This is a genomic window from Streptomyces spongiae, assembly GCF_009377185.1.
GTDB classification, from domain to species: Bacteria; Actinomycetota; Actinomycetes; order Streptomycetales; family Streptomycetaceae; genus Streptomyces; species Streptomyces spongiae.
Genome location: NZ_VJZC01000104.1, coordinates 1 through 23,480 on the forward strand (window position 1 = coordinate 1; position 23,480 = coordinate 23,480).

The following is a 23,480-nucleotide window of genomic DNA, read 5'->3' on the forward strand; positions in this document are numbered from 1 at the left end:
CGTATGAAGCGCAGGGGGCGCCGTCGGGGCCGTACACGCCGAGTGCGCCGCACCGGCCGCCGAACCCGGACACCAATCCGTACCTGCGGCTGCCGGACGAGCTGCGGAGGGAGGGCGGCGGCACGCGGCCCGAGGACCGGGATCGGTCCGGCGGTGCGCCGCCCCCGGGCGCCGCAGGACCTGCGCAGGGGCCCGACGTGTACGGTGCGCCCACGGTGGCACGGCCGTTCACCCCGCCCCCGCGGAGGCCTCCGCAGCGCCCCCGCTCGGGTTCGCGGGACTGGCCGGAGCCGCCGCCTCCGCCGGACGACGCGCCCCCTCCGCCTCCACCGCCGCCGAGGCCGCGAGGGCGTTGAGGCCGTTCCCATGACACCGCACATCCCGGCGCACGTCGCCGATGATCAAGCTGCACGTCATCCGCGCGCAACCCAGTGTTCGCCGTCCGCTGGGGGGACCTCGGAGGCGACGGGCACGGCGCGCCGGATACGGTGGGTACACCATGAGCGCTTCGCAGACCTCTGACGTCCCCACTCTCCTTGTCAAGATCTTCGGCAAGGACCGGCCGGGCATCACGGCCGGGCTCTTCGACACCCTCGCCGCCTACTCCGTCGACGTGGTCGACATCGAGCAGGTCGTCACCCGAGGCCGGATGGTGCTGTGCGCGCTCGTGACCGAGCCGCCCGGCGGGCAGGGGGGCGATCTGCGGGCGACCGTCCACAGCTGGGCGGAGTCCATGAAGATGCAGGCGGAGATCATCTCGGGCCTCGGCGACAACCGTCCGCGTGGTCTCGGGCGCTCCCTCGTCACCGTGCTCGGGCACCCGCTGACCGCCGAGTCGACGGCCCGCATCGCGGCGCGGATCACGGCGACCGGCGGCAACATCGACCGTATCTTCCGGCTCGCCAAGTACCCGGTGACCGCGGTCGAGTTCGCCGTGTCGGGTACGGAGCCGGAGACCCTGCGCACGGCCCTGGTGACCGAGTCGGTGGCGCTGGGCGTGGACGTGGCGGTGGTGCCCGCCGGGCTGCACCGGCGGGCCCAGCGGCTGGTGGTCATGGACGTGGACTCGACGCTCATCCAGGACGAGGTGATCGAGCTCTTCGCCGCGCACGCCGGGTGCGAGAAGGAGGTCGCCGAGGTGACGGCGGCCGCGATGCGCGGGGAGCTGGACTTCGAGCAGTCGCTGCACGCGCGCGTGGCGCTCCTCGAAGGGCTCGACGCCTCGGTGGTGGACAAGGTGCGCAGCGAGGTACGGCTCACGCCGGGGGCGCGCACGCTGATCCGTACGCTGAAGCGGCTGGGCTTCCAGGTCGGGGTCGTCTCGGGTGGGTTCACCCAGGTCACGGACGATCTGAAGGAGCGGCTCGGACTCGACTTCGCGCAGGCCAACACGCTGGAGATCGTCGACGGCAGGCTCACGGGCAGAGTCGTCGGCGAGATCGTGGACCGGGCGGGCAAGGCGCGGCTGCTGCGGCGCTTCGCTGCCGAGGCGGGCGTGCCGCTGGCGCAGACGGTGGCGATCGGTGACGGTGCGAACGACCTGGACATGCTGAACGCGGCCGGGCTCGGTGTCGCCTTCAACGCCAAGCCGGTGGTGCGGGAGGCCGCACACACGGCGGTGAACTTCCCCTTCCTCGACACGGTCCTCTACCTGCTGGGTGTGACGCGTGAAGAGGTCGAGGCGGCGGACATGCACGAGGACGTCTGACCCGGGCACGGTACGTGAAGGGGCCCGGCACCCATGGGTGCCGGGCCCTCGTCGTTGCGGTCGGGCCTTACTCCGTGGGCGCCCAGTAGTCGAGCAGTGTGGCCACGCCCGGCTCCAGGGTCTTCCAGGTGCCGTCGAAGGAGAGCACGGCGAAGGCCGCCGCGGGGTAGCCGCGGTTGCTCATCCGTTCACGGGCGTCGCCCTCGGAGCGGCCGGCCAGGATGTCGGCCAGGCCCTGCACGCCGGGGTTGTGGCCGATCAGGAGGACGTTCTGGGCGTCGTCGGGGAGCTCGTTGAGCACGGCGATGAGCTCACCGGGCGAGGCCTCGTAGATCCGCTCCTCGTAGACCGTTTTCGGCCGGTGGGGCAGCTCATGGACGGCGAGCTTCCAGGTCTCGCGGGTGCGGACCGCGGTGGAGCAGAGGGCCAGATCGAAGGGGATGCCGGAGTCGGCCAGCTTGCGGCCGGCGACGGCGGCGTCCTTGCGGCCCCGGTCAGCGAGCGGCCGCTCGTGGTCGGTCACCTGTGGCCAGTCGGCCTTCGCATGCCGGAAGAGGACAATCCTGCGGGGTTCTGCGACGCTCATGCGTCCCAGCTTCGCATGAAACACGCCACGGGGCGCAGGGAGTTGACGAGCGCCTTCGGGGCGTCCGGAAGCGGTCCTCCCTGGTCGCGCTCCCTTCCCCGCCCCGCGCCGCCTCTCCGACGGTCACGCGGGTCCTGACGCCCCACTCGCCCCACTGGCGTCCCGGGGCGGCTCCGGCCCTTGTCACGGCGTGCCGTGCCCTGGTCACCGTATGCCGTACAGGGCCTGCTGTATCCAGTCGAAGAGCTGGGTGAGCGCGGGGTTCGCGGTCGCCGCCTGGGCGTCCGACGGGTTGAGGATCAGGAGCAGGAGGGCCGCGAAGGCGACCATGGGCAGGACGAGGGCCCACCAGGGCATCCGGATGTCGACGCGGCCCGTGGTCGCCGGGTGGGGCCGGGTGTGCGTACGGGCCGACATGCCGCCTCCGTGGGTCCTCGGGTGGTCCGTGGGCCGCGTCCTCGCGGCCACATCTCGAAGCTACGGAATGCGAGCCCCGCGGCCCATCCGGTGATCCACCCACTTGACCCTGACCCTCACCCCCTAGGGGATGGTGGTGCCAGCCCCACCATCGGGCCGGCTCGTCAGGGCGAGGCGATCGTCGCGATGATGCCGATGATCACGAAGATGGCGAAGAACGTGCCGAAGACGAGCAGCAGTTTCTTCTGGCCGTTCTGGGGGTTCGGGTCGAGCACAGGCATGCCGCCAGTCTCGCACCCATCGCCCGCCCGGCCGCCGGTGGGGTCGGCCGGGGCCTGCCCGCCGCCCGGGTCGCCGCCCGGGTCGGCGCGCGGGTCCCGGCCCGGCGTACCGGCTCCCGGCTCAGCGTCCGGCTCCTGGCCAGTGCGCGGGTCCCGGCTCCGCGCACGGCTCCCGGCTCCCGGCTCAGCGCGCGGCCTCGCCCTCCACCGTCCGGTCCCGGCCCGCCAGGACGCCCAGCACGATCTGCGGGACCATGAGGCCCGACATGAGGAGGAGCGGCAGGCCCCAGCCGCCGCTGTGCTGGTAGAGGACACCGACCAGGAGCGGGCCCGGGATCGAGATCAGGTAGCCGGTGCTCTGCGCGAAGGCTGACAGCTTGGCGACGCCCGCCGATGTCCTCGCCCGCATCCCGACCATCGTGAGAGCGAGCGGGAAGGCGCAGTTCGCGACGCCGACCAGCAGCGCCCACGCCCAGGCACCGCCCGCCGGGGCGACGTACAGGCCCGCGTACCCGGCGAGCCCGCACACGCCCAGGGCCACCACGATCGGGCCCTGGTGGGGCAGGCGCGTGGCGAGCCGCGGTATCACGAAGGCCAGGGGCACGCCCATCGCCATCGTGACGGCGAGCAGCAGGCCCGCCGTACCGGCCGGGACGCCCGCGTCGCGGAAGATCTGCGCCATCCAGCCCATGGTGATGTACGCGGCGGTGGCCTGGAGCCCGAAGAACCCGGCGAGCGCCCAGGCCGTACGGCTCCGGGTGATACGCAGCGCGTCGGGGTCCCGCCGGGGGGACGGCACGCTCCGAGAGGCGCCGTGGCCCTCAGAAGCGCCGTGGCCCTCAGAGGCACCCTGGTCCGGAGAGGCGCCGTCGCCCGACGAAGCCCCGTGGTCCGCCGAGCCGCGCCCGGAACCCGTCCCCCGCGCGCGTGCCACCGCGGGCCACGGCAGCGCGGCCACCGCCGCCAGCACCGCCCACGCGGCGAGGCCCGACTGCCAGCTCCCGCCCAGGGCGTCGGCCATGGGGACGCTGATCGCCGCCGCGGCGGAGGTGCCGAGGGCGAGGGCCATGGAGTACAGGCCGGTCATGGAGCCCACGCGGTCCGGGAACCAGCGCTTGACGATCACCGGCATCAGGACGTTGCTCACGGCGATGCCCATGAGGGCGAGGGCGCTGGCGGCCAGGAAGCCGGCCGTGGTCCCTGCGTAGGGCCGGACCGCCAGGCCGGTGGCGATCGCGACCATGCCCGCGCAGACCACGGTGCCCGGTCCGAAGCGGCGGGCGAGGCGGGGTGCCAGGCCTCCGAAGACCGCGAAGCAGAGGGGCGGTACGGAGGTGAGCAGTCCGGCGACGCTGCCGCTCATGCCGAGCCCGGCGCGCACCTCTTCGAGGAGGGCGCCGAGGCTTGTGATGGCGGGGCGCAGGTTGAGGGCCGTGAGCACGATGCCGACGACCATGAGACGGGTCGCCCACACGCGCGTGCGGGTCGTTTCACCCGGGAACCCGGCGTCCGCGTCCGGGGAGCCGGCCGTGCCGCGGTCCCCGGACTCCGTGTCCGCCGGGCCTCGTGCAGGGGGTGCGGGCCGGGTCGGTGGGAATGTTGTCCGTGTCTCCTCGCGTGCCATGCGGCCCATCATAGAATCATGGGACGATTGACTGTCCACTCCCGGCACCCCGCTGCCGATGAACTTTGTGCGAAGGTAATGCCATGCCGCTGAGCCATCCCCGCCGTTCGGCGCTGTCCGAGCAGGTCATCGCCTCGCTGCGGAACCAGATCACCTCGGGTGAGTGGCCGGTCGGGTCCCGCATCCCCACCGAGCCCGAGCTGGTCGATCAGCTGGGCGTGGCCCGCAACACGATCCGTGAGGCCGTGCGGGCCCTCGCGCACAACGGCCTGCTGGACATCCGCCAGGGCTCGGGCACGTACGTCGTCGCGACCAGCGAGCTGGCCGTCGTGATGCAGCGTCGCTTCGCGGACGCCGACCCGAACCACATCGCCGAGCTGCGCTCCGCTCTGGAGTCGAGTGCCGCGCGGCTGGCCGCCGAGCGACGCACCGAGAAGGACCTCAAGCAGCTCGACGCACTCCTCGGCCGCCGCGAGGAAGCCTGGGAGTCGGGCGACTCGGAGACCTTCGTGGCGGCGGACGCGACGTTCCACATGGCGGTGGTGGCGGCCTCCCACAACGACCCCATGACGGCGATGTACGCGGATCTGGGCGAGGTGCTGCGGGACTGGCTGCGCTGGGACGTCGGCGAGGAACTGACCCCGGAGACGTACATGGAGCACACCCGGCTCGTCGACGCGATCCGCGCGGGCGACGCGGAGGCGGCCGCCGTGGAGGCCGCTAGCTATCCGTTCACGTGCCGTCCGGGTCGTCCGGATCGTCCGGGGCGCCCTGGTCATCCTGGTCATCCGGGTCATCCGGGTCGTCCGAAGAGGGCCGCAGCCTCTGGTGGCTGACCCACGCCGAGCGGACCTCCTTCCAGCAGCGGCCGGTGAGCCGCACGGTCCGCGCGGGACCGGCCTCCACCGGGGAGCCGTCGCTGTCGATGTCCCACCAGCGGTCGCACTCGATGTGGAGGCGTACGCGGTCGGTGTCCACGTAGGCGTTGTGGCAGTACGCGATCACGCGGGAGCCCGTGATGTCCGTACGGCACTCGGCGCCGAACGGATCGCCCTCGGCGGGCGGTTGTGCGCCCCCAGGCGCGTGCGGCACGGCCTCGTACGGAAGGAGCGTCAGGAGGGCGGCGACGGCCACGGTCACCGGGGCGAGGCCGCGGGACAGACGCACAGGGAAGACACGCACAAGGGTGACCTCCTCTGCCGGGCTGGGGAGGGAACGCACGCGGTGGACGCGTAACCAGCCTGCGAGTCGCCGTCCCCGGCCGCCCGGCCGGATGGGCCGAACGGGGGACACGCACCGGGACGCACGCACCAGGACGCACGCACCGGGGCGCACACCCAGTGGACGCGCGGAGGGCCCGCCTCCGTAAGGACGCGGGCCCTCCGCTGTCGGCCGAGCTCAGCGGCAGCGATCAGGCACCGATCGCGTGCAGACCGCCGTCCACGTGGATGATCTCGCCGGTGGTCTTCGGGAACCAGTCGCTGAGCAGGGCGACGACACCGCGGCCGGCCGGCTCGGGGTCCTTGAGGTCCCACTCCAGGGGCGAACGGTCGTCCCACACGGCGGCCAGCTCGCCGAAGCCCGGGATGGACTTGGCGGCCATGGAGGCGAGAGGGCCGGCGGAGACGAGGTTGCAGCGGATGTTCTGCTTGCCCAGGTCACGGGCGACGTAACGGCTGGTCGCCTCCAGGGCGGCCTTGGCCGGGCCCATCCAGTCGTACTGCGGCCAGGCGAACTTCGCGTCGAAGGTGAGGCCGACGACCGAGCCGCCGTTCTGCATCAGCGGCAGACAGGCCATGGTCAGCGACTTCAGGGAGTACGCCGAGACGTGCATGGCGGTGGCCACGGACTCGAACGGCGTGTTGAGGAAGTTCCCGCCGAGGGCGTCCTGGGGCGCGAAGCCGATGGAGTGCACGACACCGTCCAGACCGCCGAGCTCCTCACCGACGATGTCGGCCAGCCGCCCGAGGTGCTCGTCGTTGGTGACGTCGAGCTCGATGACCTTGGTGGGCTTCGGGAGCTTCTTGGCGATGCGCTCGGTCAGCGTGGGGCGCGGGAACGCGGTGAGGATGATCTCGGCGCCCTGCTCCTGGGCCAGCTTGGCGGTGTGGAAGGCGATGGAGGACTCCATCAGCACACCGGTGATCAGGACGCGCTTGCCCTCGAGGATTCCGCTCATGGTTCAGTGACCCATTCCCAGTCCGCCGTCTACGGGGATGACGGCTCCAGTGATGTACGAGGCGTCGTCCGAGGTCAGGAACCGCACCGTCGCGGCGACCTCCTCGGGCTGCGCGTACCGGCCGAGCGGCACCTGCGACACGATGTTCGCGCGCTGCTCCTCGGTGAGGACCTTGGTCATGTCGGTGTCGACGAAGCCCGGCGCGACGACGTTGAAGGTGATGTTGCGCGAGCCGAGCTCACGGGCGAGGGAGCGCGCGAAGCCGACGAGGGCGGCCTTGGACGCGGCGTAGTTGGCCTGCCCCGGGCCACCGTACAGACCGACGACCGACGAGATGAGCACGACGCGGCCCTTCTTGGCGCGCAGCATGGCGCGGTTGGCGCGCTTCACGACGCGGAAGGTGCCGGTGAGGTTGGTGTCGAGGACGGACGTGAAGTCCTCCTCGGACATACGCATCAGGAGCTGGTCCTTGGTGACGCCGGCGTTGGCGATCAGCACCTCGACCGGGCCGTGCTCGGCCTCGATCTGCTTGTATGCCTGCTCCACCTGCTCGGTGTCGGTGATGTCGCACTTGACGGCGAGGAAGCCCTCCTTCTGAAGAGCCTCCGGGTCACCCGAACGGTATGTGACCGCGACCTTGTCGCCGGCGTCGTGGAACGCGCGGGCGATGGCGAGGCCGATGCCCCGGTTGCCTCCGGTGACGAGAACCGAGCGGCTCAACGGATCACCCTTTCGTTAGCGGTCTGGACGCCCGCCCGAACAGGTGGCTGACAGGCGGCTTCCCCGAAAACCTATCGGTCCGCCCGGCCTCGCGGACATTCGGGCACCGACAGTGGCACACGGGACTCGCTGTGGGGTCCCTACAGAAAGGGGCGGCCGCCGAAGCCATCGAAACGGAAAGATGTGGGCGCGGTGCCCGCGCGCGCGACATGATCGGATCCGACAGGCGACGACAACAGGGAGACCTCGGTGCCTCATTCCATCGACGAAGCCTTCACGGCACTGCCCCTACGGGCGCTGGCCGACGCAGCGCTGGCACGCGCGCGTGCCCTGGGGGCCGAGCACGCGGACTTCCGGTTCGAGCGGGTGCGCGGCGCGGCCTGGCGGCTGCGGGACGCCAGGCTCGCCGGGTCGTCGGACACGACCGACCTCGGGTACGCGGTGCGGGTGGTGCACGGCGGGACCTGGGGGTTCGCGTCCGGCGTGGACCTGACCATGGACGCGGCCGCGAAGGTCGCCGCGCAGGCCGTGGCCATGGCGAAGCTCTCCGCCCAGGTGATCAGGGCCGCCGGGTCCGATGAGCGGGTTGAGCTGGCCCACGAGCCCGTGCACGCCGAGCAGACGTGGGTGTCCTCGTACGAGATCGACCCCTTCAGCGTGCCCGACGAGGAGAAGCCGGGGCTGATGGCCGAGTGGAGCGCGCGGCTGCTGGCGGCCGACGGGGTCGACCACGTGGACGCCTCGCTGCTCACGGTGCACGAGAACAAGTTCTACGCGGATACGGCCGGGACCATGACCACCCAGCAGAGGGTGCGTCTGCATCCGCAGTTCACCGCCGTGTCCGTCGACGAGTCCAGCGGCGAGTTCGACTCCATGCGGACCCTCGCGCCGCCCGTCGGGCGCGGGTGGGAGTACCTGACGGGCACCGGCTGGGACTGGGACGACGAGTTGGCGCGGATCCCGGAGCTGCTCGCCGAGAAGATGCGGGCGCCGAGCGTCGAGGCGGGCGTGTACGACCTGGTCGTGGACCCGTCCAACCTGTGGCTGACCATCCATGAGTCCATCGGGCACGCGACGGAGCTGGACCGGGCTCTCGGGTACGAGGCCGCGTACGCCGGGACCTCCTTCGCGACCTTCGACCAGCTCGGCAAGCTGAAGTACGGCTCCGAGCTCATGAACGTCACGGGTGACCGCACCGCCGAGCACGGTCTCGCGACCATCGGGTACGACGACGAGGGGGTGGAAGGGCAGTCCTGGGACCTGGTGAAGGACGGCACCCTGGTGGGCTACCAGCTCGACCGGCGCATCGCCCGGCTCACCGGCTTCGAGCGGTCCAACGGGTGCGCGTACGCCGACTCCCCCGGCCACGTGCCCGTGCAGCGCATGGCGAACGTGTCGCTCCAGCCGGACCCCGCCGGGATGTCCACCGAGGACCTGATCGGGAGCGTCGACCGCGGGATCTACGTCGTCGGTGACCGGTCGTGGTCCATCGACATGCAGCGGTACAACTTCCAGTTCACCGGGCAGCGGTTCTTCAGGATCGAGAACGGGCGGATCACCGGGCAGCTGCGGGACGTCGCGTACCAGGCGACGACCACCGACTTCTGGGGCTCCATGGCCGCCGTCGGCGGGCCCCGGACGTATGTCCTCGGCGGTGCCTTCAACTGCGGCAAGGCCCAGCCCGGCCAGGTCGCCGCCGTCTCGCACGGCTGCCCGTCGGCCCTCTTCAAGGGCGTCAACATCCTCAACACCACGCAGGAGGCCGGTCGATGAGCGCCCGTACGAACAAGCCGCACGAAGTTGTCGAGCGCGCCCTCGAACTGTCCCGGGCCGACGGCTGTGTGGTGATCGCCGACGAGCACTCGACGGCCAACCTGCGCTGGGCGGGCAACGCGCTGACCACGAACGGGGTCACGCGCGGGCGCACACTCACGGTCATCGCGACCGTCGACGGCAAGGAGGGCACGGCGTCCGGCGTCGTGTCGCGGTCCGCCGTCACCGCCGAGGAGTTGGAGCCGCTGGTACGGGCCGCCGAGGCCGCCGCGCGCGGGGCGGGACCCTCCGAGGACGCCCAACCGCTCGTCTCCGGCGTCCCGGAGGCGCCCGACTTCACGGACGCGCCCGCCGAGACCTCGTCCGCCGTGTTCGCGGACTTCGCGCCGGCGCTCGGGGAGTCGTTCGCCCGCGCGCGGGAGGGCGGCCGGGAGCTGTACGGGTTCGCCAACCACGAGCTCGTCTCCAGCTACCTGGGGACGTCGACGGGGCTGCGCCTCAGGCACGACCAGCCGAACGGCACGCTGGAGCTGAACGCCAAGTCCCCGGACCGTACGCGGTCGGCGTGGGCCGGGAGGTCGACGCGGGACTTCAAGGACGTCGACCCGGCGGCGCTGGACGCGGAGCTGGCCGTACGGCTCGGCTGGGCCCAGCGGCGCGTCGAGCTGCCCGCGGGGCGCTACGAGACGCTGCTGCCGCCCACGGCCGTGGCGGACCTGCTGATCTACCAGATGTGGTCGGCCTCGGGCCGGGACGCCGCCGAGGGCCGTACGGTCTTCAGCAAGCCGGGCGGGGGCACGCGGGTCGGCGAGAAGCTGACCGAGCTGCCGCTGACGCTGCGCAGCGACCCGAACGAGCCGGGGCTGGAGTCGTCCCCGTATGTGCTCGCGCACTCCTCCGGGGACGACGCGTCGGTGTTCGACAACGGGCTGCCGCTGTCGGCGACCGAGTGGATCGGGGGCGGCGAGTTGCGGCACCTGACGACCACCCGGCACAGCGCCGGCCTGACCGAGCTGCCGGTGACGCCGTCGATCGGGAACCTGATCCTGGACGGGGGCGAGGACCGCTCCCTGGACGAGATGGTCGCGAACACCGGGCGCGGGCTGCTGCTGACCTGCCTGTGGTACATCCGCGAGGTCGATCCGGCGACGCTGCTGCTGACCGGGCTGACCCGGGACGGTGTGTACCTCGTGGAGAACGGCGAGGTCACCGGCGAGGTGAACAACTTCCGGTTCAACGAGTCGCCGGTCGGCCTGCTGGGCCGGGCCACCGAGGCCGGGCGCACGGAGAAGACCCTGCCGAGGGAGTGGAGCGACTATTTCACCAGGGCTGCGATGCCCGCGCTGAGGGTGCCGGACTTCAACATGAGCTCTGTCAGTCAGGGCGTATAACCTCGTAGCCGGTAGTCACTCGACTGCCTGAGGATCTTTCAAGGAGATGCGAGACCGTGACGGACATCGTCGACGAGCTGAAGTGGCGGGGCCTGTTCGCCCTGTCCACTGACGAGGACGCTTTGCGCAAGGCGCTCGCGGACGGTCCCGTCACGTTCTATTGCGGTTTCGACCCGACGGCACCGTCGCTGCACGTGGGGCATCTGGTGCAGGTGCTCACCGTGCGCCGGCTCCAGCAGGCCGGGCACCGTCCGCTGGCGCTGGTCGGCGGGGCCACGGGTCTGATCGGCGACCCGCGCCCGACCGCGGAGCGCACGCTGAACGATCCGGAGACGGTCGGCGGCTGGGTCGACAAGCTGCGCGGCCAGATCGAGCCGTTCCTCTCCTTCGAGGGTGAGAACGCGGCCGTGATGGTCAACAACCTCGACTGGACCGCGGGCCTCTCCGCGATCGAGTTCCTCCGCGACATCGGCAAGCACTTCCGCGTCAACAAGATGCTTACGAAGGACTCGGTGGCCCGCCGGCTGGAGTCCTCCGAGGGCATCAGCTACACGGAGTTCAGCTACCAGCTCCTGCAAGGCATGGACTTCCTGCAGCTGTACCGGAGGTACGGCTGCACGCTCCAGCAGGGCGGCAGCGACCAGTGGGGCAACCTCACGGCCGGACTCGACCTGATCCACCGGCTGGAGCCGGATGCCGACGTGCACGCGCTGGCGACACCGCTGATGACGAAGGCGGACGGCACCAAGTTCGGCAAGACCGAGGGCGGCGCCGTCTGGCTCGACCCGGAGATGACGACGCCGTACGCGTTCTACCAGTTCTGGCTGAACGTGGACGACCGGGACATCTCCACGTACATGCGAATCCTGTCCTTCAAGTCCCGCGAGGAGCTGGAGGCGCTGGAGGCGCAGACCGAGGAGCGTCCGCAGGCGCGGGCCGCGCAGCGTGCGCTGGCCGAGGAGCTGACGACGCTCGTGCACGGCGCGGACCAGACAGCCGCGGTGATCGCCGCGTCCAAGGCGCTCTTCGGGCAGGGCGAGCTGGCGGACCTGGACGACAGGACGCTGGCCGCGGCGCTCTCCGAGGTGCCGCACGTCCAGGTCGCCGAGCTCGGTCCTGTCGTGGATCTCTTCGCGGAGGTCGGGCTGGTGGCCAGCAAATCCGCTGCGCGGCGGACGGTTAAGGAGGGCGGGGCGTACGTGAACAACGTGAAGGTCGCTGCGGAGGACTCCGTCCCGGGCGAGGAGGATCTGTTGCACGGGCGGTGGCTTGTGTTGCGGCGGGGGAAGAAGAATCTGGCCGCGGTTGAGGTCATCGGTTAGGTCCGCGTAAGGGGCCGGGTCCGGGGGAGCGCCGTTTGGGTTTCGCTGCCTTGCCGTGTGCGGGTTGTTTGTGGTTGCTCGCGCAGTTCCCCGCGCCCCTTTAAGGGCCCTGCGGCCCCTTTGGGGCCCGCAGGCCCCTTACGCTTTCTGTTTGCGGTTCCGTAGCGACGTGTACGCCATGTCGCCGAACAAGACGATCACGATGGCCGCCGCGAGCTGGAAGATGTGGCGGCCCCAGTCGATGCCGGGGGTCTCCTCGATGCCGAAGCCTCGGGCCATCGCGTTGCCGATGACGGCGCCGAGCATGCCGAAGATGGTCGTCAGCCAGAGCGGGCTGTGCTGCTTGCCCGGAATGATCGCCTTGGCCAGCAGGCCCAGGACGAAGCCCACGATGATCGCCCACAACCAGCCCATGGCTGCCTCCTCGTACGGCTCGACGTGAGCTGTCGCTCCAGTTTCCGCCGGTGGGCGGTACGGCGCATGCGGTGCACGGCCGTACGCGCCGGAGCGCAGTCCGTGCGCTCCCCGGACGGGTCCCCCGGTCTCGTGGGTGACGCAGACGCGGCGTAACGTTGGGCTTGTTCGGGTCCCGGTCCCAGACCGCGTCCCGGGCCTGGGCACGTGCCGGGGGAGCGTCCGATGCAGGCGGGTGGTGGAACGTGATGCGGAAGCAGAGCGACGGCCAGGTCTTCCGAATCACCGGGGCCCGGCAGGGACTCGCCGACGACGTGCGCGGCAGGCAGCGGCGGTACATCATCTCGATGTCGGTCCGCACGCTGGCCGTGATCGCGGCCGCGACCCTGTGGAACGTCGAGCGGCACGTTGCCATCGTCGCGCTGGTGCTCGGCGCGGTTCTCCCCTACATCGCCGTGGTGATCGCCAACGCCGGCCGGGAGAACGCGCCCTCGCTGCCGTCGACGTTCGTCAGGACCCCTCTGAAGCCGATGATCGCGCCCCCGCGGGACAGCGATCCCGGCCAGGACCGCGACGGAGAGGGGACGGGCTTCGCGGAATCCGACCCGGAGGACGTCCCGGACCCCAAGGCCGGCCTCGGCGGTGAGCCCCGGTAGCGGACCTGACCTCCGGGATTCGCGCGGAAGCGGAATCCAATCAGCCACCAAGCTCAGGAAAAGCTCAGATCAATCATGTTGTTCCGGTGCCGGGCCACGGGGTACCCGTGACATACTTCGTACGCGCTCCGCATCCCCCGTCGGAGCGACAGACCGACGCCGGGCAGCTCCCCCCGTGGCTGCTCGGCGTCGCCTTTTCCCGGCGCTTTTCCGTGGTGCGGGGGCGTTAGGGTCGGGGTGTGATTCTGAACGTCCCCGGCAACGATCCCGGTCCCGAGCCGTCCTCACCGATCTGCTCCGCCAAGGGCTGCCGCGCCGACGCGGTGTGGGTGCTGGCGTGGAACAACCCGAAGCTGCACACGCCGGAGCGGCGCAAGACGTGGCTCGCGTGCGAGGAGCATCGCGAGCATCTTTCGCAGTTCCTGGGCGTGCGGGGGTTCCTGAAGGACGTCGTGAAGCTGGAGGAGTGGCGCGCTCCCGAGGGCAGCGAGGGCGGCGCGCAGTAGCGGCGCGGAGTGGATCAGCCCCCGATCGCCGACATCGGGCGGTCCGGCTGGACGAACGACGGGTCATCCAGGCCCGCGCCCGCCTTCTTGCCCCACATCGCCAGCCGCCAGATGCGGGCGATCTCCTCGTCGGGGGCGCCCGAGCGGAGCGCGGCGCGCAGGTCGGTCTCCTCGCGGGCGAACAGACAGGTGCGTACCTGACCGTCGGCCGTCAGCCTCGTACGGTCGCAGGCCGCGCAGAACGGGCGGGTGACGGAGGCGATCACGCCGACGCGGTGGGGGCCGCCGTCGACGATCCAGCGCTCGGCGGGGGCGGAGCCCCGCTCGTCGTCACCCTCGGGCGTCAGCTCGAAGCGGGTGCGCAGGGAGGCCAGGATGTCGCCGGCGGTGACCATGCCGTCGCGCTTCCAGCCGTGCTGGGCGTCCAGGGGCATCTGCTCGATGAACCGCAGCTCGTAGTCGTGCTCCACGGCCCAGGACAGGAGGTCGGGGGCCTCGTCCTCGTTCAGTCCCGGCATCAGGACCGAGTTGACCTTGACCGGGGTCAGGCCGGCCTCGCGGGCGGCGTGGAGGCCCTCGATGACGTCCTTGTGGCGGTCGCGGCGGGTGAGGATCTTGAAGACGTCGGGGCGGAGGGTGTCCAGCGAGATGTTCACCCGGTCCAGGCCCGCGGCCTTCAGGGCCGTCGCCGTGCGCTTGAGGCCGATGCCGTTGGTGGTGAGGGACATCTGGGGGCGCGGCTCCAGGGCGGCGACGCGCTCCACGATGCCGACCAGGCCGGGGCGCAGCAGCGGCTCGCCGCCGGTGAAGCGGACCTCGGTGATGCCCAGTGTCCGCACGGCTATGTCGATGAGGCGGACGATCTCGTCATCGGTGAGCAGGTCGGGCTTGGCCAGCCACTGCAGGCCCTCCTCGGGCATGCAGTACGTGCAGCGCAGGTTGCACCTGTCGGTCAGCGAGACCCTCAGGTCGGTCGCCACTCGGCCGTAGGTGTCGATGAGCACGTGGGCCCCTCCCTCGAACGGATCACCCATTCTCCGACACCTGCGAGCCTACGTGACGCCACTGACAACCGGCGTGGGTCCGGATCTCCCACCGGACGTGGCGCGGGGCCGCCGTAGATCCCTACGGCGGCCCCGCGTGCCGTGCCGGAACTCAGTGGGCCCCGGTGCCCGTGAGGGAACGCACCTCCAGCTCGGCGTACTTGCCGGTGTCGGGCTCCTCCTTGGACAGGACCGTGCCCAGCCAGCCCATCAGGAAGCCGAACGGGATGGAGATGATGCCCGGGTTCTTCAGCGGGAACCAGTGGAAGTCGACGTCGGGGAACATCGCCTTCGGGTCGCCGGAGACGACGGGCGAGAACAGCACCAGGCCGACGGCCACGATGAGACCGCCGTAGATCGACCACAGCGCGCCCTGGGTGGTGAACTTCTTCCAGAACAGGCTGTAGAGGATCGTGGGCAGGTTGGCGGACGCGGCGACCGCGAAGGCCAGCGCGACCAGGCCGGCCACGTTGAGGTCGCGGGCGAGGGCGCCCAGGGCGATGGAGACGATGCCGATGAGGACGGTCGCCCAGCGTGCCGCCTGCATCTCCTCCTTCTCGGTGGCCTTGCCCTTCTTGATGACGTTGGCGTAGATGTCGTGCGCGAAGGACGACGACGAGGCGAGGGTGAGGCCGGCGACGACGGCGAGGATCGTCGCGAAGGCCACCGCCGAGATCGTGGCCAGCAGGATCGCGCCCCCGGCCGAGTCGACGCCGCCGAGGTGCAGGGCGAGCAGCGGTGCCGCCGTGTTGCCGGCCGGGTTGGACTCGATGATCTCATCCTGGGAGATCAGCGCGGCGGCGCCGAAGCCGAGGGCGATGGTCATCAGGTAGAAGGCGCCGATGATGCCGATCGCCCAGTTCACGGACTTCCGGGCGGCCTTGGCGTTGGGCACCGTGTAGAAGCGGATCAGGATGTGCGGCAGACCGGCGGTGCCGAGGACCAGGGCGATGCCGAGGGAGATGAAGTCCAGCTTCGAGGTGCCGGTCAGGCCGTACTGGAGGCCGGGCTCCAGGAAGGCAGAGCCCTTGCCGCTCTTCTCGGCGGCCGTGCCGAGCAGGTCGGAGATGTTGAAGTTGAACTTCAGCAGCACCAGGAAGGTGATCAGGAGGGTGCCGCCGATGAGCAGCACGGCCTTGACCATCTGGACCCAGGTGGTGCCCTTCATGCCGCCGATGGAGACGTACACGATCATCAGGACGCCGACGAGGGCGACGATGCCGATCTTGCCCGCGTCGGAGGTGATGCCGAGCAGCAGCGAGACGAGGACGCCCGCGCCCGCCATCTGGGCCAGCAGGTAGAAGATCGAGACGACGATCGTGGAGGTGCCGGCCGCCGTGCGCACCGGGCGCTGGCGCATGCGGTACGCGAGGACGTCGCCCATGGTGTAGCGGCCGGAGTTCCTGAGCGGCTCGGCCACCAGGAGCAGCGCCACCAGCCAGGCGACCAGGAAGCCGATGGAGTAGAGGAATCCGTCGTAGCCGAAGATGGCGATCGCGCCCGCGATGCCGAGGAACGACGCGGCCGACATGTAGTCGCCGGAGACCGCGAGTCCGTTCTGGAAGGCGCTGAACTGGCGGCCGCCCGCGTAGAAGTCGGCGGCGTCCTTGGTCTGGCGGCCCGCCCAAATGGTGATGCCGAGCGTCGCCACGACGAACACCGCGAACAGGGAGATGATCAGCGGCCGGTGCTCGCTGGCCTCACCCGCGGCGAGAACGGTCTGCTGTACGGGGCTCATGCGCCGCCCTCCATCTGGGACTTGATGGCCTCGGCCTTGGGGTCGAGCTTCGCGGCGGCGTGCCGGGAGTACCACCAGGCGATGAGGAACGTGGTGACGAACTGGGCGACGCCGAGGACGAGGGCGACGTTGATGTTGCCGAACAGCTTGGTGCCCATGAAGTCGCCCGCGTAGTTGGAGAGCAGGACGTACAGCAGGTACCAGGCGATGAAGGCGACGGTCAGCGGGAAGGCGAAGGAGCGGTGGGAGCGGCGCAGTTCACCGAAGTCCGCGCTCTCCTGGACCCGGACGAACTCCTCGGTCGGGGGGAGTTGGTGCTCTGCCTTCGAGGGGGGCGGTGCGTCGGTTGCCACGGAGTCTCCTCGCGTTGCGGTTTCGGTTGCCCCGGTGGACGGGGGTGACGACGGGGACGGGTCGTTTTCGGACATATGACGGTTCTGATCCTCGAGTAGATGTGGATCACGCCGGCCGGCGACGCTACGTGCGCGGCGCGTGATCCCACAGGGTGCCCGATGGTGCTCGGGCTCCCTGCTCAACGTCACGGCGGCGCGCGGGAACCGGTTCAACTCCCGCACGGTTCTTTTCGCAAGGGGTCGCAACTGGTCACAGGGTCCTCTCAGGCGAGGGGTTTCCCTGTACTTCGGCCGTCGTCGCCGTAAGTCGTTGCTGGCCAGGGACAGCGGGAGATAGCTTCGGGCTGAACCACCCGTCATGTACCTGCCCGGGCACCACTCGTGTCGCGGGCGGGTTTCGTTTCCGGATGATGTGGAGATCCCATGGCTCATCTGCGCTCAAGACGCCGTCTCGCGCTCGCGGTTCCGGTCGTCCTCTCGCTGACCGCCTCCCTCGGCTCCCTGCCGGGTGTCGCCTCGGCCGCTCCACTGACCTCGGCGTCCTCCGCCGCATCGGCTGCCTCGGCCGCCTCGGCGACCGAGGACGGTCCGAATCTCGCGTACGTCGTCAACACGAAGACGGACAAGCGGACCATCGCGTCCGTCAAGAAGGCGATAGCCGCGGCCGGTGGGACCGTCGTCATCACGTACGACAGGATCGGCGTGATCGTGGTCCACTCGGCCAACCCCGGCTTCGGAGCTCAGATCCGTGCCGTGCGCGGCGTGCAGTCCGCGGGCGCCACCCGGACCACTCCCCTGGTCGCGGCGGGCACGACCGACGAGGGCGCCGCGGACTACCTGACGGCCGACGAGGCCGCCAAGGTGAAGGCCGCGTCGGCGAAGACCCCCGAGAGCGAGCCCCTCGAGGCCGACCAGTGGGACCTGCGGTCGATCGGCGCCGACAAGGCGGCGAAGATCAACCCGGGCAGCAAGAAGGTCACCGTCGCCGTCATCGACACCGGCGTCGACGACACCCACCCGGACCTCGCCCCGAACTTCTCCGCGTCCCAGTCGGCCAACTGCGTCGGCGGCGTCGCGGACACCAGCGAGGGCGCCTGGCGCCCGTACACCGCGGACGACTACCACGGCACGCACGTCGCCGGTGAGATAGCCGCGGCACGCAACGGCGTCGGCGTCGCCGGTGTCGCCCCGGGTGTGAAGGTCTCCGGCATCAAGGTCAGCGACCCGAACAACGGCCTGTTCTACCCGGAGAGCGTCGTCTGCGCCTTCGTGTTCGCCGCCGACCGCGGTGTGGAGATCACGAACAACAGCTACTACGTGGACCCGTGGCTCTACAACTGCGTGGACGACCCCGACCAGAAGGCCATCGTCGACGCGGTCAACCGGGCCCAGCTGTACGCGCAGAAGAAGGGCCTGCTGAACGTGGCGTCGGCGGGCAACTCCAACCACGACCTCGCCTCCGACGCGATCGTCGACGACTCCAGCCCCGACGACTCGACCCCGGTCGAGCGCACCATCGACCCCTCCGAGTGCTTCGACGTGCCGACCCAGCTGCCGGGTGTCGTCACGGTCAGCGCGACGGGCGTCCAGAACCTCAAGTCGTACTACTCGACGTACGGCAAGGGCGTCGTCGACGTCGCGGCGCCCGGCGGCGACCGGCGCTACCAGCTCCCGGACACCCCGTCGAAGGACGGCCGGATCCTGTCCACCATGCCGAACGGGCAGTACGCCTTCCTCCAGGGCACCTCGATGGCGTCGCCGCACGTCGCGGGTGTCGCCGCGCTGCTGAAGTCCACCCACCCGTGGGCGAACGGCACGCAGTTGCAGCGGCTGCTGAAGGCGCAGGCCGACAAGACGGCCTGCCCCGAGTCGTACGACCAGGACGGCGACGGCACGCAGGACGCGGTGTGCCAGGGCGGCACGAAGGTGAACGGCTTCTACGGGGCCGGCATCGTCAACGCGCTCAAGGCCGTCAAGTAGCCGCCGCCACAGGCTGATTCCTCACCAGCACAGCTCGCATCCGCTCCTCCCGCGAACGAACTGGAGACACCATGACAGCGCCTCACAAGCGCTCCCGCCGTGTGGTGGCGATCCCGCTGGGGATGGCCATGGCGACGGCTCTCGCCGTCCTGCCGAACACGGTGGCGTCGGCCTCGCCGGCGGCCTCCCAGGAGGCGGCCACCGACGCCACGCCGCTCAGCTACGTGGTCAACGTCCGCCCCGGGCACGGCACTTCCTCGCACGTGAAGAAGGCCATCACCAAGGCGGGCGGCACGATCGTGACGTCGTACGACCGGATAGGCGTCATCGTCGTGCACTCCTCGGACGCCGGCTTCGCCACGGCGATCCGCAAGGTGCGCGGTGTGCAGTCGGCCGGTGCCACACGCACCGCGCCGCTGCCCGCGCAGTCGACGACCGACCTGGACACGCCGAAGGTGCTGACCGCCAAGGAGGCGGCGGCCGCCGACGCGGAGGCCGGGCAGGACCCGCTGGAGCCGTTGCAGTGGGACCTTCCCGCCATCAAGGCGGACAAGGCGCACGAGAAGTCGCTCGGCAGCCGGAACGTCACGGTCGCCGTCATCGACACGGGCGTCGACGACACACACCCCGACATCGCGCCGAACTTCGACCGGAAGGCGTCGGTGAACTGCGTGACGGGCAAGCCCGACACCACCGACGGGGCCTGGCGGCCCGGCGCCACCGAGAGCCCGCACGGCACGCACGTGGCGGGCGAGATAGCGGCGGCCAAGAACGGCGTCGGGATGACCGGTGTGGCGCCCGGGGTGAAGGTGTCCGGCATCAAGGTGTCCACGCCGGCCGGCTTCTTCTACACGGAGGCCGTGGTCTGCGGGTTCATGTGGGCGGCCGAGCACGGCGTCGACGTCACGAACAACAGCTATTACACGGACCCCTGGTACTTCAACTGCAAGGACGACCCGGACCAGAAGGCGCTCGTCGACGCCATCACCCGGGCGTCCCGGTACGCGGAGAAGAAGGGCGCGGTCAACGTCGCGGCGGCGGGCAACGAGAACTACGACCTCGCCTCCGACGAGATCACCGACCCGTCGTCCCCGAACGACACGACACCGTCGGACCGTGTGGTCGACCCGTCGAAGTGCCTCGACATACCGACGCAGTTGCCGGGTGTCGTCACGGTCGCGTCGACGGGGGCGAAGGGCATCAAGTCGTCCTTCTCCAACCATGGTCTGGGCGTGATCGACATAGCCGCCCCCGGCGGCGACTCGACCCGCTACCAGACCCCGGCCCCGCCCGCCACCAGCGGCCTGATCCTGGGCACGCTGCCCGGTGGCACGTGGGGCTACATGGCGGGTACGTCGATGGCGTCCCCGCATGTCGCGGGTGTCGCCGCGCTCATCAAGTCGACGCATCCGTACGCCCCGCCGGCCCTGGTGAAGGCGCTGCTGTACGCCGAGGCGGACGCCACGGCGTGCACGGACCCGTACGACATCGACGGCGACGGCAAGGTCGACGCGGTGTGCGAGGGCTCGAAGAACCGCAACGGCTTCTACGGCTGGGGCACCGCTGACGCGCTGGACGCGGTGACGAAGTAGGGCTTCGGGTAAGGGGGATCGGGCCGGGCGGCGCTGTACCGCCCGGCCCTTTCGCTTGCTGCCCCACGTACACATGTTGATCGAGTACACACTGCATAGTGCACCCATGGATGCTGTGAACACGGAGTCCGTGTGGGAGGCGCTGGGCGGCGATCCGGCTCTGCTCCCGCGCGTGTCGGAGGTCGTACGGATCGGGGCGCTTCAGGCGCGGCTGCCCGTACGGGAGTTGGCGCGCGCCTGTGTCGGCGCGTGTGCGCTGGCCGCCGCCGAACTGGGGGCGCGTCGGGCCGGACTCGCGGAGGTGCCCCGGGTGCGGGTCGACGACGGGGCGGTCGCCACGGCCTTCGTGAGCGAGTCGCATCTGCTGGTCGACGGGCGGCAGCCGGTCACGTTCGCTCCGCTGTCGCGGTTCTGGCGGACGGCGGACGGGTGGGTGCGGACGCACGCCAACTACCCGCATCACCGGGCGCGCCTGCTGGACGCGTTGGGGCTGCCCGGGGACGTGTCGGTGGAGACGGTGGCGGCGACTCTGGAGGAGCGGTCCGCGACGGACGTGGAGGACACGGTGTACGCCGCCGGAGGGCTCGCGGTGGCCCTGCGCACGCCCGAGGAGTGGGCCGGGCACGAGCAGGGGCGGGCCGTCGCCGCCCGGCCGCTGCTGCACAGGGAGATCGTCGGGACCGGTCCGGTCAGGCGGCCGACGGGCGAGGCGGGGCTGCCCGCGGCGGGCGTACGCGTCCTGGACCTCACCCGGGTCATCGCGGGTCCCGTCGCCACCCGCACGCTCGGCCTCCTGGGCGCGGACGTCCTGCGGGTGGACTCCCCCGGGCTGCCCGAACTCGCCGACCAGCACGCGGACACCGGCTTCGGGAAACGGTCGGCCACGCTCGACCTGACCGACCGCGCGGACCGCCGCACGTTCGAGGACCTGCTCGCCGAGGCTGATGTCGTGGTGACGGGCTACCGGCCCGGCGCCCTGGACCGGTTCGGGCTCGCCCCGCAGGCGCTGGCCGAGCGGAGGCCAGGGCTCGTCGTGGCCCAGCTGTCGGCGTGGGGCGCGGACGGCCCGTGGGCGGGGCGCCGGGGCTTCGACAGCCTGGTGCAGGTCGCCACCGGGATCGCGGTGACCGAGGGCTCGCCCGAGAAGCCGGGTGCGCTGCCCGCGCAGGCCCTCGACCACGGCACCGGATTCCTGCTCGCCGCGGCCGTGCTGCGCTCGATCACCGAGCAGCGGGAGGAGGGCGGCACGCGGCTCGTCCAGCTCGCGCTCGCGAGGACGGCGGCCTGGCTGACGAGCGGCAGCAGGAGCGGTGGCGGGCCGACCGTACCGGGCGGCCCCGCCGGCGCCTCGTACGACGGCCCCGGCCCCTGGGTCGCCGAGACCGGCAGCTCCCTCGGGACGCTGCGGTACGCGCTGCCGCCGGTGTCCTTCGAGGGCGGACCCGCCGACTGGACGCACCCGCCCGGGGTGTGGGGTGCGGACGAGGCGCGCTGGGCTTGAATCGTGGAGCGGCCGGAAGCGTACCTATGGGCGGAATATCGTATGCCCAGTTGCTTTCCGTGACTTGCCCGGATCTGTGACAACTGGCGAAGCTCTGGGAGTGAGCTTGACCAGACCGACAGCCGACACCGCGCGCCCCGGTGTCGGGCGGGCCGTCGCCGTACTCGTCCTGGTGGCCGTCGCCGCCCTGATCCCGCTGCTCGGACCGCGCGTCGCACTGGACGGCACGGGCGAGGCGGCGGCTCCGGGGGTCGTCGGCATCAGTGTGCTGCGTACGGTGCTGTTCGCGGCGCTGTGCGTGCCCGCGGGCGAGGTGTTCGCGGCATGGCTGGCGCGCCGGGTGCCGGGGGCGCCCTCGGAGGCACCGAGGAGTTGGGCGCCGTACGCGGCGGCCGCCGGTTTCGTCGCCGCGCTGGGTCTCGCCTCGGTCGTGGCGACCGGCAACCTGGTGCCGCGGAGCCCCGCCGACATCGACGTCGGGGGCCTCTACGAGACGCGGGACGGCAAGCTCGCCCTGCTGGAGGTGAACGCGTTCGCCGCGGCCGGCCTGTGCGCCCTCTCGCGCCGCCCGGCCACGCAGGTGTGGCCGCTCGCCGCGGTCGCCGTCGCGGAGGCCCTGCGCGCGCACCCGACGACGGAGCACGGTGCGCTGACCGGCAGCGGCCTGACCCTGGTTCACGTGGTGTGCGCCTCCCTGTGGGTGGGCGGGCTGTTCCACGTCCTGCGGATGCTCCGGCAGTGGGGTGTCACGGAGGCGGGCGCCGCGTTGCTGGGGCTCTACGCGCGCGTGGCGGCCGTTCTCCTCGCCGCCGTCACCGCCACCGGCGTGTGGAGCACGCTGCGCCGCATGCCGCCGGACACGGTCCTGGAGCAGCTGACCACGACGGCGTACGGGCGAGCCCTGCTCGCCAAGGTGCTCCTCATGGCCGTCGTCGCGGCCCTCGCGCTGGTGTCGCGCGTCCGGCTGGCCCGTGCGAGCGACCCGCTCAGCGCCTGCTCCCCCGCGCGTGCGGAGGTGGTGGTGCTGGGTGCGGTCGTGGCGGTGTCGGCGCTGCTGACGGCGCTTCCGGTGCCGATCCGCTGGTGAACCCGAGGGTGCCCCGGACGAGCAGGTACTGGGCCGCCAGATAGGTGAGCATGATCCACAGGTCGGGGCGGGGGAGCTGCGGCCAGTCGGCGACACCGGTCGCGATGAGCGCGTCGGACAGCAGGAACAGCGCCCCACCGAGTCCGGCGACGGGCCCGAGGCGTCCGGCCCCGTACGCCATGGCGGTGAGCAGGACGCTGTACCCGGCGACGGGGACGCGGAGTTCGGCGGGCAGACCGGGCCAGAGCAGGGCGAGCGTGAGGACGAGGGCGGAGCCGTACGGGGCCGCCCTGAGTGCCGATCGCCCGGGACGCCCGGATCGCCGGAAAAGCAGCAGGTAGCACACGTGCCCGGCCGCGAAGGACCCCATCCCGGCGAGGAACGCGGGCTCGGCGTCGGACAGCAGGAGCACGTCCCCGCCCCAGCCGCACAGCAGCGCCGCGACCAGCAGCCGGGGCCCACCCCGTACGTGGACGTACCCGGCGAGCAACGGCATCAGCACCGGTTTCGCGACGACGTGCCCGGGGGTGAACCCGACGGCGAGGGACCCGAGATCGACGGCGGCGGCGAGGGCGAACAGGCCGAGCAGCGCCTTGGAGCCTCTCACGC

General features: G+C 71.2%; 22 protein-coding genes and 1 pseudogene. 11 read left to right on the forward strand and 12 right to left on the reverse strand.

The window, feature by feature from the left end; all coding sequences use genetic code 11:
- Positions 1-499: 499 nt before the first annotated feature.
- Positions 500-1,708 (forward strand): phosphoserine phosphatase SerB, encoded by a 1,209-nt coding sequence (serB, locus tag FNH08_RS17030; RefSeq protein WP_152772336.1) that lies wholly within the window; start codon positions 500-502, stop codon positions 1,706-1,708.
- Positions 1,709-1,775: 67 nt separating this feature from the next.
- Here serB and FNH08_RS17035 read toward each other — a convergent pair whose 3' ends face one another.
- The 4 genes from FNH08_RS17035 to FNH08_RS17050 form a co-directional block, all read right to left on the reverse strand.
- The gene (locus FNH08_RS17035) at positions 1,776-2,294 is read right to left on the reverse strand and encodes a SixA phosphatase family protein (RefSeq protein ID WP_152772337.1); all 519 of its coding nucleotides are present in this window, start codon (positions 2,292-2,294) and stop codon (positions 1,776-1,778) included.
- 204 nt (positions 2,295-2,498) lie between these two features.
- Positions 2,499-2,711, reverse strand: a complete 213-nt coding sequence (locus FNH08_RS17040; RefSeq protein ID WP_152772338.1) for a hypothetical protein — start codon at positions 2,709-2,711, stop codon at positions 2,499-2,501.
- Positions 2,712-2,875: 164 nt separating this feature from the next.
- On the reverse strand, positions 2,876-2,992 hold the full coding sequence (locus tag FNH08_RS53085; protein ID WP_152772339.1) for an SGM_5486 family transporter-associated protein: 117 nt from the start codon (positions 2,990-2,992) through the stop codon (positions 2,876-2,878).
- Positions 2,993-3,176: 184 nt separating this feature from the next.
- Positions 3,177-4,616 (reverse strand): CynX/NimT family MFS transporter, encoded by a 1,440-nt coding sequence (locus FNH08_RS17050; protein WP_407704391.1) that lies wholly within the window; start codon positions 4,614-4,616, stop codon positions 3,177-3,179.
- 83 nt (positions 4,617-4,699) lie between these two features.
- On the opposite strand from FNH08_RS17050, the gene FNH08_RS17055 reads away from it, so the two are divergent.
- Positions 4,700-5,452 (forward strand): FadR/GntR family transcriptional regulator, encoded by a 753-nt coding sequence (locus FNH08_RS17055; RefSeq protein ID WP_152772341.1) that lies wholly within the window; start codon positions 4,700-4,702, stop codon positions 5,450-5,452.
- Here FNH08_RS17055 and FNH08_RS17060 read toward each other — a convergent pair.
- The 3 genes and pseudogenes from FNH08_RS17060 to fabG form a co-directional block, all read right to left on the reverse strand.
- A pseudogene (locus tag FNH08_RS17060) lies at positions 5,436-5,783 on the reverse strand (hypothetical protein); the annotation flags it as partial. The gene FNH08_RS17055 and the pseudogene FNH08_RS17060 sit on opposite strands and share 17 nt — an antisense overlap.
- 244 nt (positions 5,784-6,027) lie before the next feature.
- Positions 6,028-6,795: an enoyl-ACP reductase FabI gene (gene fabI / locus FNH08_RS17065; protein ID WP_045560796.1), complete on the reverse strand. Its 768-nt coding sequence runs from the start codon at positions 6,793-6,795 to the stop codon at positions 6,028-6,030.
- Positions 6,796-6,798: 3 nt separating this feature from the next.
- Positions 6,799-7,515: a 3-oxoacyl-[acyl-carrier-protein] reductase gene (gene fabG / locus FNH08_RS17070; protein WP_152772342.1), complete on the reverse strand. Its 717-nt coding sequence runs from the start codon at positions 7,513-7,515 to the stop codon at positions 6,799-6,801.
- 249 nt (positions 7,516-7,764) lie between these two features.
- On the opposite strand from fabG, the gene FNH08_RS17075 reads away from it, so the two are divergent.
- Genes FNH08_RS17075 through tyrS form a run of 3 tightly spaced genes read left to right on the forward strand, consistent with a single transcriptional unit; the run spans position 7,765 to position 12,001 of the window.
- Positions 7,765-9,288: a TldD/PmbA family protein gene (locus tag FNH08_RS17075; RefSeq protein WP_322724678.1), complete on the forward strand. Its 1,524-nt coding sequence runs from the start codon at positions 7,765-7,767 to the stop codon at positions 9,286-9,288.
- Positions 9,285-10,679 (forward strand): metallopeptidase TldD-related protein, encoded by a 1,395-nt coding sequence (locus tag FNH08_RS17080; RefSeq protein ID WP_152772343.1) that lies wholly within the window; start codon positions 9,285-9,287, stop codon positions 10,677-10,679. Before FNH08_RS17075 ends, FNH08_RS17080 begins: the two co-directional genes overlap by 4 nt.
- Positions 10,680-10,735: 56 nt before the next feature.
- Positions 10,736-12,001 carry a tyrosine--tRNA ligase gene (gene tyrS / locus FNH08_RS17085; RefSeq protein ID WP_322724681.1) on the forward strand — a complete coding sequence of 422 codons (1,266 nt, stop codon included), beginning with the start codon at positions 10,736-10,738 and terminating at the stop codon, positions 11,999-12,001.
- Positions 12,002-12,139: 138 nt separating this feature from the next.
- Here the strand turns inward: tyrS and FNH08_RS17090 are convergent, their stop codons facing one another.
- Complete coding sequence (locus FNH08_RS17090) at positions 12,140-12,415, reverse strand: GlsB/YeaQ/YmgE family stress response membrane protein (RefSeq protein WP_152772345.1); 276 nt, start codon at positions 12,413-12,415, stop codon at positions 12,140-12,142.
- A 248-nt stretch (positions 12,416-12,663) separates the two neighbouring features.
- On the opposite strand from FNH08_RS17090, the gene FNH08_RS17095 reads away from it, so the two are divergent.
- Both FNH08_RS17095 and FNH08_RS17100 read left to right on the forward strand, forming a co-directional pair.
- Positions 12,664-13,071 carry a DUF3099 domain-containing protein gene (locus FNH08_RS17095; protein ID WP_152772346.1) on the forward strand — a complete coding sequence of 136 codons (408 nt, stop codon included), beginning with the start codon at positions 12,664-12,666 and terminating at the stop codon, positions 13,069-13,071.
- A gap of 239 nt (positions 13,072-13,310) precedes the next feature.
- Complete coding sequence (locus FNH08_RS17100; protein ID WP_322724682.1) at positions 13,311-13,577, forward strand: hypothetical protein; 267 nt, start codon at positions 13,311-13,313, stop codon at positions 13,575-13,577.
- Between the two features lie 14 nt (positions 13,578-13,591).
- Here FNH08_RS17100 and moaA read toward each other — a convergent pair whose 3' ends face one another.
- The 3 genes from moaA to FNH08_RS17115 form a co-directional block, all read right to left on the reverse strand.
- Entirely contained in the window at positions 13,592-14,581 is a 990-nt protein-coding gene (gene moaA / locus FNH08_RS17105) for a GTP 3',8-cyclase MoaA (protein WP_322724688.1), read from the reverse strand.
- 151 nt (positions 14,582-14,732) lie between these two features.
- On the reverse strand, positions 14,733-16,358 hold the full coding sequence (locus FNH08_RS17110; protein WP_152772348.1) for a solute symporter family protein: 1,626 nt from the start codon (positions 16,356-16,358) through the stop codon (positions 14,733-14,735).
- Positions 16,355-16,711: a DUF485 domain-containing protein gene (locus FNH08_RS17115; RefSeq protein ID WP_322724684.1), complete on the reverse strand. Its 357-nt coding sequence runs from the start codon at positions 16,709-16,711 to the stop codon at positions 16,355-16,357. The genes FNH08_RS17110 and FNH08_RS17115 overlap by 4 nt, the downstream gene beginning before the upstream one ends.
- 423 nt (positions 16,712-17,134) lie before the next feature.
- Here FNH08_RS17115 and FNH08_RS17120 point away from each other — a divergent pair, with 423 nt between their 5' ends.
- From FNH08_RS17120 to FNH08_RS17135, 4 genes are all read left to right on the forward strand, one after another.
- Positions 17,135-18,691, forward strand: a complete 1,557-nt coding sequence (locus FNH08_RS17120) for a S8 family serine peptidase (protein WP_152772350.1) — start codon at positions 17,135-17,137, stop codon at positions 18,689-18,691.
- A gap of 71 nt (positions 18,692-18,762) precedes the next feature.
- On the forward strand, positions 18,763-20,283 hold the full coding sequence (locus FNH08_RS17125) for a S8 family peptidase (RefSeq protein WP_152772351.1): 1,521 nt from the start codon (positions 18,763-18,765) through the stop codon (positions 20,281-20,283).
- Positions 20,284-20,389: 106 nt separating this feature from the next.
- On the forward strand, positions 20,390-21,784 hold the full coding sequence (locus FNH08_RS17130; protein ID WP_152772352.1) for a CoA transferase: 1,395 nt from the start codon (positions 20,390-20,392) through the stop codon (positions 21,782-21,784).
- A gap of 100 nt (positions 21,785-21,884) precedes the next feature.
- On the forward strand, positions 21,885-22,871 hold the full coding sequence (locus FNH08_RS17135; protein ID WP_322724685.1) for a CopD family protein: 987 nt from the start codon (positions 21,885-21,887) through the stop codon (positions 22,869-22,871).
- On the opposite strand, the gene FNH08_RS17140 is transcribed toward FNH08_RS17135, so the two are convergent.
- Positions 22,771-23,478 carry a lysoplasmalogenase gene (locus FNH08_RS17140; protein WP_322724687.1) on the reverse strand — a complete coding sequence of 236 codons (708 nt, stop codon included), beginning with the start codon at positions 23,476-23,478 and terminating at the stop codon, positions 22,771-22,773. The genes FNH08_RS17135 and FNH08_RS17140 overlap by 101 nt on opposite strands.
- Positions 23,479-23,480: the final 2 nt, after the last annotated feature.